Annotated in this window: 6 protein-coding genes; 1 reads left to right on the top strand and 5 read right to left on the bottom strand. The window is 62.9% G+C overall.

Annotated elements, in window-relative coordinates:
• Window positions 1-7: 7 nt before the first annotated feature.
• Together rpsG and rpsL are read right to left on the bottom strand one after the other, a co-directional pair.
• On the bottom strand, window positions 8-478 hold the full coding sequence (gene rpsG / locus XH90_RS15455) for a 30S ribosomal protein S7 (RefSeq protein WP_194482262.1): 471 nt from the start codon (window positions 476-478) through the stop codon (window positions 8-10).
• 15 nt (window positions 479-493) lie between these two features.
• Window positions 494-865 carry a 30S ribosomal protein S12 gene (rpsL, locus tag XH90_RS15450; RefSeq protein ID WP_007603006.1) on the bottom strand — a complete coding sequence of 124 codons (372 nt, stop codon included), beginning with the start codon at window positions 863-865 and terminating at the stop codon, window positions 494-496.
• A 665-nt stretch (window positions 866-1,530) separates the two neighbouring features.
• On the opposite strand from rpsL, the gene XH90_RS15445 reads away from it, so the two are divergent.
• Window positions 1,531-2,784, top strand: a complete 1,254-nt coding sequence (locus XH90_RS15445) for an NAD(P)/FAD-dependent oxidoreductase (RefSeq protein WP_194482261.1) — start codon at window positions 1,531-1,533, stop codon at window positions 2,782-2,784.
• Here the strand turns inward: XH90_RS15445 and XH90_RS15440 are convergent.
• The 3 genes from XH90_RS15440 to rpoC form a co-directional block, all read right to left on the bottom strand.
• On the bottom strand, window positions 2,697-4,730 hold the full coding sequence (locus XH90_RS15440; RefSeq protein WP_194482260.1) for an ABC transporter ATP-binding protein: 2,034 nt from the start codon (window positions 4,728-4,730) through the stop codon (window positions 2,697-2,699). The two genes, XH90_RS15445 and XH90_RS15440, sit on opposite strands and share 88 nt — an antisense overlap.
• A gap of 134 nt (window positions 4,731-4,864) precedes the next feature.
• Window positions 4,865-6,928 (bottom strand): FAD-dependent oxidoreductase, encoded by a 2,064-nt coding sequence (locus tag XH90_RS15435; protein ID WP_194482259.1) that lies wholly within the window; start codon window positions 6,926-6,928, stop codon window positions 4,865-4,867.
• Window positions 6,929-7,121: 193 nt separating this feature from the next.
• The gene (rpoC, locus tag XH90_RS15430; RefSeq protein WP_194482258.1) at window positions 7,122-11,318 is read right to left on the bottom strand and encodes a DNA-directed RNA polymerase subunit beta'; all 4,197 of its coding nucleotides are present in this window, start codon (window positions 11,316-11,318) and stop codon (window positions 7,122-7,124) included.
• Between the last annotated feature and the right edge of the window lie 17 nt (window positions 11,319-11,335).

Genomic DNA, 11,335 nt, shown 5'->3' with positions numbered 1-11,335 from the left:
TTCGCCGTTACCAGCGATAGTGCGAGAAGGCACGGTTGGCTTCCGCCATCCGGTGCACGTCTTCGCGCTTCTTGACGGCGTTGCCACGGTTGTTCGATGCGTCGAGGAGCTCGGCCGAAAGACGCTCGGTCATGGTCTTCTCGTTGCGCTCGCGCGCAGCCGAGATCAGCCAGCGAATGCCCAGAGCCTGACGGCGGGTCGAGCGAACCTCGACCGGAACCTGGTAGGTCGCGCCACCAACGCGGCGGGAGCGCACCTCGATTGTCGGCATGACGTTCTCGAGCGCCTGCTCGAACACGCCGAGGGGGCTCTGCTTGGTCTTGGCTTCGATGAGACCGAACGCACCGTAGACGATGCCTTCGGCGACCGACTTCTTGCCGGCGTACATCACCGAGTTCATGAACTTCGTGACGATGATGTTCCCGAACTTCGGATCGGGAAGAACTTCGCGCTTTTCCGCTGAGTGGCGACGAGACATTGAGCTGGTTCCCGCTTACTTCGGACGCTTCGCGCCGTACTTCGAACGACGCTGCTTACGGTTCTTGACGCCCTGGGTATCCAGAACGCCGCGGAGGATGTGGTAGCGCACGCCGGGCAAGTCCTTGACGCGACCGCCGCGGATCATGACCACCGAGTGCTCCTGGAGGTTATGACCCTCACCCGGGATGTAGCCGATCACCTCGAAACCGTTGGTCAGACGCACCTTGGCGACCTTACGAAGCGCCGAGTTCGGCTTCTTCGGGGTCGTGGTGTAGACGCGCGTGCAAACGCCACGCTTCTGCGGCGACTGCTGCAGCGCCGGCACCTTCTTGCGCGACTTCTGCACTTCACGCGGTTGAGCGATCAGCTGGTTGATCGTCGGCATCCTGGCCTTACCCTTTGTTATCGCGGCCCCTTGCGGATCCGCTGTCTTGCCGCGGCCCGTTGCCGGGACCGCAAATTCTTGTCGCGCTACCCGCCGACGGAGGCCACCTCGCACGGAACAATCCGCACAAAGCGAAATCGCGCCAACCGCCCATTGCTGAGTGGAAAGCGCTTCGACGCCACAGAGGACCGCAGTATTGAGGCCGATCAGCGTGAAGCCGCGGCCCGCGCACTGAGGTCATGCATCCGAATTCGGTCTCAGGAGAACTTGCTCGAGAGGCCTAAAATCGCACTGGCATTGCCTAGCTATTATCGACAGCGTTTGAGCGGCATTCGTCGAGGTTGGTGCCCGTTTGGCGATCCCAGCGGATCAACGGGTGGCCCGTTCCGACGTTGGCAATGCTCACCGCCTGTCGTTAAGTGAGGCGCTTTCTATAAGTGAGAATCGCTCAAGTCAAGGCGAAACCACAGCTGGAAAGCGCTTCGCGCGCCTCCGGAAATCGCCCGTTGGGCACCCTCGCCGCGCCTCCCTGATGTGGGAAAGCCGCCCTGTTCCGCCAGCCCACAAGTCATTTATACCCGGAAGAAATATACTTTTATATCGCCCGCTAAGGTTTTTTTTCCTGTTGATGCGTCAATCTGCCGCCTCCGGCAGAGACAAGCGCCATGCGGTACACCGATATTGCCATCATTGGCGGGGGACTGGCCGGCTCGACGGCCGCTGCGATGCTCGGGCGCGCCGGCATTTCGGCAGTCATGATCGACCCGCATGAGACCTACCCGGTCGATTTTCGCGTCGAGAAACTCAGCGGTCACGGACAGGTCGAGCGATTTCAGCGGACGGGAATCGCCGACTCGGTGCTGCGCCGGGCAACTTTCTCCGGCGAGAACTGGATCGCGCGCTTCGGCCATCTGCTCGACAAGGCGCCGAGTCGGCAGTTCAACATCCTCTACGATTCCCTGGTCAACGCGATCCGCGACGAAATCCCCGAGACGGTCGAGCGAATCTGGACCAAAGCCGTATCGGTCGAGACCAGCCCGGAGCGGCAGAGAATCGCCCTCGCGAACGGCGAGGCCATCTCGGCCCGTCTGGTGGTGCTCGCCAACGGCCTGAACGTCGGCCTGCGCCACCAGCTTGGGATCGAGCGCAACGTCATCAGCGCCTGCCATTCGATCTCGATCGGCTTCGACGTGGTGCCGGCGGGACGGACTTCGTTCGACTTCCCGGCGCTGACCTATTTCTCGGAGCGGCCGAGCGATCGGATCCCCTATTTCTCGCTGTTTCCGATCGGCCCGCGGATGCGGGCCAATCTGTTCGTGTACCGCGGTTTCGACGATCCTTGGCTGCGCGAGTTCCGCCGCGCGCCGGCCGAGACATTGAACGCCTCCCTGCCGCGGCTGAAGCGCATCACCGGCGCCTTCGACATCGCCGGCGAGCCGAAGATCCGTCCCGTCGACCTCTACGTGAACGATGCCGGCCATCAGCCAGGCGTGGTGCTGGCGGGCGATGCCTTTGCCACCTCTTGCCCGGTTGCGGGCACCGGCTGCGACAAGGTCTTCACCGACGTCGAGCGGCTCTGCAACGTCTACATCCCACAATGGCTGGCGTCCGACGCGATGGATGCGAACAAGATCGCCGGCTACTATGCCGATCCGGTCAAGCGGGCCTGCGATGAATGGTCGGCGGCGAAAGCCTTCCACTTCCGCTCGGTTTCGATGGCAACCGGCCCGTACTGGACGGCGCAGCGCTGGGCGCGCTTCATGGCGTGGTCGACCCAGGGATTATTGCGCAGGCTTGGAGGCGCCTTCGATCTGGAGCCGAACTTCCTTGGTCACTCCTCCTCCTCGTCCTCGTCCTCATCATCCTCGTCGAGGTCGTCCTCATCCTCGTCGTCATCGTCGCTGTCGTCTTCAGCCTGAGCGGCCCCGCCGTGCGGCTGATGGATCTGGTCGTTCCAGAGCTTGCGATAGGTGCCGTTCTTGGCGAGCAGTTCGGCGTGCGAGCCGCGCTCGATCGCCCTGCCCCCTGAAATCACGATGATCTCGTCCATCTCGACCACCGAAGTCAGGCGGTGGGTCGACCAGATCATGGTGCGGCCCTTGGCGACCTTCAGCAACGTGCGGTTGATCGCAGCCTCCGTGGTCTGGTCGAGCGCCGAGGTGGCCTCATCCAGCAGCAGCACGGAAGGGTTACGGATGATCGCGCGCGCGATCGCGATGCGCTGGCGCTGGCCGCCCGACAGCGTGTCGCCGCGCTCACCGACCGGCGTGTCGTAGCGCTGCGGCAGGCTCATGATGTAGCGGTGGATCTCGGCCTTCTTGGCGGCCTCCTCCACCTCCGCGTCGGTGGCGCCTTCCTTGCCGAGCCGGATGTTCTCGCGGATCGACATGTTGAACAGCATGTTCTCCTGGAACACCACGGCCATGCTCCGACGCAGCGAATCCAGCGTCACCTTGCGCACGTCGACGCCGTCGATGGTGACGCGCCCCTCGTCCGGCACGTAAAGCCGCAGGATCAGATTGAGGAGCGTGCTTTTGCCGGAGCCTGACGGGCCGACGATGGCGATGCTCTTGCCGGCATTGAGCTTGAGGCTGAGATTGTCCAGCACCGGCGTCTGGCCGCCCTCGTACTGGAACGTCACGTGGTCGAAGGTGATGTCGTTGGTGATGCGCGGCAGATCCGGCGCGCCCGGGCGATCGGCCCCGCGGGTCGGCTCGTCGAGCAACTCCTGGATGTGACGGATTGCAGCAGCCGAGGAGATCGACACCGGGATGAAGTGCATCACGTGGGCGATGTTGTAGGACACTTCCCAGAACGCGCTCTCGAAGGTGACGAAGGTGCCGATGGTGATCTGGCCCTTGGTCGCCAGATAGGCGCCGATGGCGAGCACGACGAGGTGCAACAGCAGCACCGAGATGGTGACCGTCCGCTCCACCATCGTCGACAGGAACGCCGCGGCCGCAATCCTGTCGCGGGTCGCGTCGTTGCGGAAGCTGAAGAAGCCGAACATCTTGCGTTGCAGGCTGAACGCCTTGATCACGGCCTGCGCCGCCACGTTCTCCTGCACCATGCCGAGCAGTGCGCTTTCGTTGAGCTTCTGCTCGTAATTGGCCTGCACCGCCTTGGGCGTCAGGATGCGCGGGCCAATCAGCGTGATCGGAAACACCAGCAGCGCGACCACGGCGAGCTGCCAGTTCAGGAACAGCATCAGAATGATGCCGGCGATCAACTCCAGGAACGGCAGCGCCGCGCTGTTGGCAAAGGTCTTGACCGAGCCTTCGAAAGCCGAGAGGTCGACCGAGAAACGCGACAGGATCTCACCGCGCTTGGTGCGGCCGAAATAGGCCGCCGGCAGATCCTGGACGTGCTCGAACAGCCGCTTGCGGACGTCGGAGATGATGCAGGCGGCCAGCCGTGCGTCCCAGCGCTCGTACCAGACCGCGACAATCGATGTGAAGATACCGGCGACCGCGAGCACGCCGAGGATCTTGTACAGCGCCTGGAAATCCTCCTCGCCGAGCGCATCGTCGATGAGGAATTTGAGGCTGAGCGGCATGATGACGTTGAACAGCGTCTCGACCAGAACGCCGAACGCCACATAGCCCAGGATGCGCTTGTAGTTGGACAGGAAGGGTCTGACGAAACCCAGGATGGTCGCCAGCGCGCCGGCGGCTTCGCGGGCGGTAAAGACGACGAGATCCTCGTCATCATCGTCCTCGAGCTCGAGCTCGTCGTCGTCCTCGTCTTGGTCGTCCTCGTCGTCTTCCAGCTCGGGCTCCTGACCGGCGACGAGCTTGTCCTCGAGCTCGGCCGCCTCTTGCGCGGCGAGCTTCTGTTTGTCGGGAGAAAGAGGCCTGGACGCCATGAAACCAACCGATGCTGACGGCCGGCATGACCGCAGAGAAAGCAGGGAAATAGCGGAAGCCGCTACTTGCAGCGATTCTATGCGATCAGGATGAATTCGGCAAAACAATTGGCGAATTCATCCGCCTCGTGATGCTAGTCGTCGTCTTCGTCCTCGACCTTGTCGAAGAAGGAATAGCGCAAACTGTCGGCGTCGGCATACCACTGGCCCGGGCCCTTGTTGGCGGCGAGCGTCGCCGTCCAGAGCGCGTCGGTGCAGTCCTTGCGGTGCATCGACAGATCGAAGCCGTTGCCGAAGAACAGTTCGGACCATTCCCACCAGGTGCCGAGCTTCTTGACCCCGCGCAAGAGATCGTAGCGGTCGATCACGGCCGATGCCATGTCCGAGGTGACCGAGCCGAACACGAGGCCGGTCTTGACCACGCGGTTCAACTCGCGGATCGCACGGACCACCTGCTTCGGGGCAACGTGGCAGAGGCTGGTCTCGAACACGTAGTCGAAGCTGCCGTCCTTGAACGGCATGTCGGTGATCGAGCCGAGCTTGTTGAACTTCTTCAGCGCCTTCGGCGTCTTGGCGTGAATGGCGCGGTTGTTCTCGATGCCCCAGGCATCGATACCGCGATCTCGCAACGCGCCGACCAGCTCGCCGCTGGCGGAGCCTGCGACCAGCAGCCGCGCGCCCTTGGTCTTGCCCCAGACGATGCTGATCAGCCCGGACAGATAATCCGGATCGGTGAACTGCTTCCAGACCTCGCCATAGGGGCCGAGGCCGCGGTAGTTCTCGAAATAGTCGCGGTCGATCTTGTCGGAGATCGCCTCGCCGGCTTCCTGCGCGCGCTCGCGGCGCAGGCGCATCATCTCGGTCAGGATGATGTCGGTCGCGGCGTCCGAGGAATCGAGCAGACCGTTCAGCGTCGAGTCGAACAGATAATCGCCGACCACCACGATGCCGGGATGTTCCTTCGGCTCGGGGCGATGGTTGGTCATGATGTCGCGCACGGGCAGGCCGCCAGGCAGCGCATTCACCGACGACAGCCAGCGGTGGATCTTGCCTTCCATGAAGTGCGCGCGCGCGTCCCCAAGCGAGGCCGGCAATGATTTCAGCGCGGCGTCGATCAGTTCCTGGTCTGACAGGTTGGCGAAGGCGAGCGCATCGGAGCCCGGAATCAGCCAGTTCAGCACGCCGTGCTTGCCGACGTCGTGACGGGCGCCCTCGTTGTAGACGCAGCAGCCGCCGAAGGCTTCCGACATGAACCAGGCGCCGGAAATCCTGTCGCCCCAGAACGGGCTGTCGAACAGGATCGAGACGCGCAAATAATGCGCGGGACGGTCGAAAAAAGCGACGTGCTTGACCATCGACTTGCGCAGCTGCTCGCCTTCCCATCCGACGGTGGAGAGCCAGGAGTGCGGCAGACAAACCAGCACGAGATCGAAGTCGCGAGTCTCCGGCCCCTTCCCGTTCATCATCTTGAGCTGATAGCGGCCGGTCGACGCCTTGCCGACGGTCAGCACGCGATGATTGAGCTGGATGTCGGCGTTGACCTCCGACTGGAGGCAGTCGATCAGCTGCTCGTTGCCGTTCTGGATGGAGTAGAGGCCGATATAGCCGTCGACATCCATCAGATAGTTCTTGAGCGCGTTGAGGCCGTTGGTGTTGTGACTCTCGGTCGCGATGTCCGAGCGCGCCATCACCTTGAAGAACCGCTTTGCGATCTCGTCCTTGACCTCCTCGTCGAGCACCTGCTCGGCGGTCTTGTAGGCCCAGGGGTTCTCGTTGTCATGGGCGCCGACGCCTTCGTAATACTCGATCGGCGACATCTCGTCGGCACAGCGCTTGCGAAACTCCTCGATCGCGGCCGCAGTCTTGGCACCGTATTTGCGGCGCATGCCGGCGACGTCGTTGAGCAACTCACCGCCGAACTGCACCTGCTCGGCATCCATCGGAATCGTCTGCAAGCCGAAATGCTGGATCAGCTCGCGCAGCGGATCTGGACCCGTCATCGAGTAGTCGTAGATCTCGGCAACACCAGCCTCGTACATTGCCGGCGCCGAATCGAATTTGCGCGTGACGATCTTGCCGCCGAGCCTGTCGGAGGCCTCGAAGATGGTGATGCGGCAGAGGTCGCCGAGCTTACGCTTCAGATACCAGGCGCTCATCAGCCCGCCCGGGCCGCCGCCTACGATTGCGAGATCCAGCATATTAGTTCCGTGGTCTCCGGCCCTGCCCCCGTCACGGGATCCACCGGTCTAAGCTCCCTTAGCAGAAGCGCTTTTGCGCCTGAAGGAAAGATGAACAAAGGTTGATCCCGCATCGCAACAGGCAAACAAAGCAGCAAAAAGGCCGGCTTTCGCCGGCCTTTTCGTTGTCCTCGGTATTCCTACGGATGAACCATTATTCCGCGGGCGGAAGCGCGGGAAGTTCAGCTTCCGGCGCCGGCGGCACGACGGACTGCTGCTTCTCGCGCTCGTCCAGAATCAGCTTGTCGCGCTTCATGGCGACTTCGCGGATCTTGGCCATGGAGGCGCCGGTGCCTGCCGGGATCAGCCGGCCGACGATGACGTTCTCCTTGAGGCCCTCGAGCGGATCGATCTTGCCGTTGACCGCCGCTTCCGTGAGGACGCGGGTGGTCTCCTGGAACGAAGCCGCCGAGAAGAACGAGCGGGTCTGGAGGCTCGCCTTGGTGATGCCGAGCAGAACCGGCGTACCCGTGGCGGGCTTCTTGCCTTCTTCCTTGGCCTTCTCGTTCAGCGCGTCGAACTCGATCTTGTCGACCTGTTCGCCGGAGATCATGTCCGTATCGCCCTGGTCGGTGACTTCCACCTTCTGGAGCATCTGACGGACAATCACCTCGATGTGCTTGTCGTTGATGAGCACGCCCTGGAGCCGGTAGACTTCCTGGATTTCGTTGACCAGGTAGGCCGCAAGCTCCTCGATGCCCTTGACCGCGAGGATGTCGTGCGGCGCCGGGTTGCCTTCCACGATGAAGTCGCCCTTTTCGACGACGTCGCCGTCCTGAAGGTGGATGTGCTTGCCCTTCGGGATCAGGTACTCGCGCGCCTCATCGGTCTTGTCCATCGGCTCGATCGAGATGCGACGCTTGTTCTTGTAGTCGCGTCCGAACCGGATGGTGCCCGCGATTTCGGCGATGATCGCCGCATCCTTCGGACGCCGTGCCTCGAACAGCTCCGCCACCCGCGGCAGACCGCCGGTGATGTCACGCGTCTTTGCGCTTTCGGTCGAGACACGCGCGAGGATGTCGCCCGGGTTGACCTTGGCTCCGACGTCGACCGACAGAATGCCGTCGACCGACAGCATGTAGCGGGCATCGCCGCCGCGGGCGAGCTTGAGCACCTTGCCGTCCTTGCCCTTGACCACGATTGCCGGACGCAGGTCCGAGCCGCCGCGGGTCGAGCGCCAGTCGATGACCACGCGCTTGGCGATGCCGGTGGCCTCGTCCAGCGTTTCCGAGATCGACTGCCCTTCGACCAGATCCTCGAAGCCGATGGTGCCTTCGACTTCGGTGAGAAGCGGACGGGTGTACGGATCCCACTCGACGATGCGCTGGCCACGCTTGACCATGTCGCCCTCGTCCACGTGCAGGCGCGCGCCGTACTGAATACGGTGCGTCGCACGCTCGGTACCGTCGGCATCGACGATCGCAATCACCATGTTGCGGACCATCGCGACCAGGTGACCTTCGCTGTTGCGGGCGATGGCCTTGTTCCGGATCACGATCTTGCCGTCGAAGTTGGCTTCGACGAAGGACTGCTCGTTGAGCTGCGCCGCACCACCGATGTGGAAGGTGCGCATGGTCAGCTGGGTGCCCGGCTCGCCGATCGACTGCGCCGCGATGACGCCCACGGCTTCGCCGTGGTTGACCGGCGTACCGCGAGCGAGATCGCGGCCGTAGCACTTGCCGCAGATGCCGTTGACGAGTTCGCAGGTCAGCGCCGAGCGGATCTTCACCTCCTGCACGCCACCCTGCTGGATGGCGTCCAGATGGCTTTCTTCCATCAGCGTGTCGCGCTTGATGATCACCTTGCCAGAGCTGTCGCGGATGTCTTCGCAGGCCGTGCGTCCGAGGATGCGCGAGCCGAGCGAAGCGACCACGGTGCCGGCATCGACGATGGCGCGCATCTTGATGCCGAGCTTGGTGCCGCAATCGGACTGCGTGATGATGCAGTCCTGCGCGACGTCGACCAGACGACGGGTCAGGTAGCCGGAGTTCGCGGTCTTCAGCGCGGTGTCCGCGAGACCCTTACGGGCGCCGTGGGTCGAGTTGAAGTACTCGAGAACCGAGAGGCCTTCCTTGAAGTTCGAGATGATCGGCGTCTCGATGATCTCGCCCGACGGCTTGGCCATCAGGCCGCGCATGCCGGCGAGCTGGCGCATCTGGGCCGGCGAACCGCGGGCACCGGAGTGAGCCATCATGTAGATCGAGTTGATGTCGGCATCGGCTCCAGCCGCAGTCTTCTTGGTGGAGGAGATCTCCTTCATCATCGCCTTGGCGATTTCTTCCGTGGCCTTCGACCAGGCGTCGACGACCTTGTTGTACTTCTCACCATGGGTGATCAGGCCGTCGTTGTACTGCTGCTCGAAATCCTTCGCCAGCGTACGGGTGGTGTCGACGATCTTCCACTTGGAGTGCGGTACGACCATGTCGTCCTTGCCGAACGAGATGCCGGCCTTGAACGCGTTGTAGAAGCCGAGCGCCATGATGCGGTCGCAGAAGATCACCGTCTCCTTCTGGCCGCAGTGACGGTAGACCTGGTCGATGACGCCCGAGATCTCGCGCTTGGTCATCAGCTTGTTGATGATCTCGTACGAGATGCGCGGGTTCTTCGGCAGCAGGTTGCCGAGCATGACGCGGCCAGCGGTGGTTTCGATCCAGCGCTTGGAGACCTTGCCGGTCTCGTCCATGCCTTCCCACCGATACTTGATCTTGGTGTGGAGGTGGATGACCTTCGCGTGCAGGGCGTGCTCGAGCTCGGCCATGTCGCCGAACAGCTTGCCCTCGCCGGGCAGGCCCTCGCGCATGATCGAGACGTAATAGAGACCGAGCACGATGTCCTGCGACGGCACGATGATCGGCTGGCCGTTCGCGGGATGCAGGATGTTGTTGGTCGACATCATCAGGACGCGCGCTTCCAGCTGCGCTTCGAGCGACAGCGGAACGTGCACGGCCATCTGGTCGCCGTCGAAGTCGGCGTTGAACGCCGAGCAGACCAGCGGGTGAAGCTGGATCGCCTTGCCCTCGATCAGCACCGGCTCGAACGCCTGGATGCCCAGACGATGCAGCGTCGGCGCGCGGTTCAGCAGCACCGGATGCTCGCGGATGACCTCGTCCAGGATGTCCCAGACCTCGGGCCGCTCCTTCTCGACCAGCTTCTTCGCCTGCTTCACGGTGGTGGACAGGCCCTTGGCGTCAAGCCGTGAGTAGATGAACGGCTTGAAAAGCTCGAGCGCCATCTTCTTCGGCAGGCCGCACTGATGCAGGCGCAGTTCGGGACCGACCACGATCACCGAACGGCCCGAATAGTCGACGCGCTTGCCGAGCAGGTTCTGGCGGAAGCGACCCTGCTTGCCCTTGAGCATGTCGGCGAGCGACTTCAGCGGGCGCTTGTTCGCACCCGTGATGACGCGGCCACGGCGGCCGTTGTCGAACAGCGCATCGACCGCTTCCTGAAGCATGCGCTTCTCGTTGCGGATGATGATGTCGGGGGCGCGTAGCTCCATCAGCCGCTTCAAGCGGTTGTTGCGGTTGATGACGCGGCGATAGAGGTCGTTGAGATCGGAGGTCGCGAAGCGGCCGCCGTCCAGCGGCACCAGCGGACGCAGGTCCGGCGGGATCACGGGAACGACGGTCAGGATCATCCATTCCGGCTTGTTGCCGGAGTGGCGGAAAGCCTCGACGATCTTGAGTCGCTTGGCGAGCTTCTTGTGCTTGATGTCGGAGTCGGTCTCCTGCATCTCGGCACGAAGCGACACTTCGAGCTTCTCGAGGTCCATGCCCTTGAGCAGCTCGCGGATCGCCTCGGCGCCGATCATGGCGGTGAAGGAATCCTGGCCGTACTCGTCCTGCGCCTTCAGATACTCGTCTTCCGACAGCAGCTGACGGTCCTTCAGCGCGGTGAGGCCCGGCTCGAGCACGACGTAATATTCGAAGTAGAGGATCCGCTCGAGATCCTTCAGCGTCATGTCGAGCAGGAGGCCGATGCGCGAGGGCAGCGACTTCAGGAACCAGATGTGGGCGACGGGCGCTGCGAGCTCGATATGGCCCATGCGCTCGCGCCGGACGCGCGACAGCGTGACCTCGACCGAGCACTTCTCGCAGATGATGCCCTTGTATTTCATGCGCTTGTACTTGCCGCACAAGCACTCGTAGTCCTTGATCGGCCCGAAGATGCGGGCGCAGAACAGGCCGTCGCGCTCGGGCTTGAAGGTACGGTAGTTGATGGTCTCCGGCTTCTTGATCTCGCCGTAGGACCAGGACAGAATCTTCTCCGGGGACGCGATCGAGATCCGGATCTGGTCGAAGACCTGAGCCGGCGTCGTCGGGTTAAAGAGATTCATAATTTCTTGGTTCATCGTCTTCTCCTCGCGTA

Source organism: Bradyrhizobium sp. CCBAU 53338, assembly GCF_015291665.1.
GTDB lineage: Bacteria > Pseudomonadota > Alphaproteobacteria > Rhizobiales > Xanthobacteraceae > Bradyrhizobium.
Note: the sequence above shows the minus strand (reverse complement) of the source record. Positions and strands in the feature narration are given on the sequence as shown.